Here is a 1,128-nt window from a genome sequence, read left to right on the forward strand (position 1 = left end):
AATCCGTTTGCCGGTCTCAAGGTCAAAGAAATGCCCCTTAGACACATTGAGTGCTAACTCGACAGTTGAGCCTGGTACCAAGTAATCTGTCGCTGAAACGCGTGCAGAGAACTCCTGCTCACCCAGTTTGCAGTAAAGAACAGAGTCACTTCCCAAGAGTTCTGAGATAACCACCTCAGCACGTACACGAGCATCTGGATAGCTCTCTTGACTAATCAAATCTGATGAAATGTCCTCCGGACGGATACCAAAAGTCAATTTCTTACCTTGGTAACCTTTCTCATCCAAAAGCTTACGATAACCTGCCGGGATAGCAATATCAAAGCCTTTACCATCCGTCAAACGGTCACCAGACAAGGTCACCTCGATAAAGTTCATCGCAGGGCTACCAATGAAACCTGCAACAAACTTGTTCGCTGGTTCATTGTAGAGTTCCTGAGGGGTGCCGACTTGCTCAATACGTCCAATCGTCCCCGTTCCTGCCTCGTTCTTAGTCGCTGACATGATAACAATACGGTCTGCCAGAGTCATGGCCTCGGTCTGGTCGTGAGTCACGTAGATGGTTGTTGCCCCAATACGGCGGTGAATCTTAGCAATCTCCGCACGCATGGACACACGAAGTTTGGCATCCAAGTTTGACAGAGGCTCATCCATCAAGAATACTTTGGCATCACGGACAATCGCACGGCCCATCGCCACACGTTGGCGTTGACCACCAGAGAGGTCAGCTGGTTTACGTTGGAGGAAGTCAGTCAGAGCTAGAATCTCAGCTGCTTCACGCACTCGACGGTCGATATCAGCCTTGTCGTACTTGCGCAACTTGAGCCCGAAAGCCATGTTGTCATAGACCGTCATGTGTGGGTAAAGCGCATAGTTCTGGAAAACCATGGCGATATCGCGGTCTTTTGGCTCGATGTCATTCATCAACTCATCATCAATGTAGAACTCACCCTCAGTGATGTCCTCAAGTCCTGCAATCATGCGAAGAGTGGTCGACTTACCACAACCTGATGGTCCAACAAAGACGATGAACTCCTTGTCCTTGATGTCCAAATCAAAGTCCTCAACAGAGTAGAAGTCACTGTTTGGGTACTTCTTGTAAAGGCTGTTCAGTTTTAATGTTGTCAT

1 protein-coding gene is annotated in these 1,128 nt (G+C 48.4%); it reads right to left on the reverse strand.

Annotated features, from left to right (window positions below; all coding sequences use genetic code 11):
- Nucleotides 1-1,128: ABC transporter ATP-binding protein (locus tag ACERC7_RS10655; RefSeq protein ID WP_373666907.1), on the reverse strand; the 1,128-nt coding region annotated here is incomplete at its 3' end.

Source organism: Streptococcus sp. E17BB (assembly GCF_041807725.1).
GTDB classification, from domain to species: domain Bacteria; phylum Bacillota; class Bacilli; order Lactobacillales; family Streptococcaceae; genus Streptococcus; species Streptococcus entericus.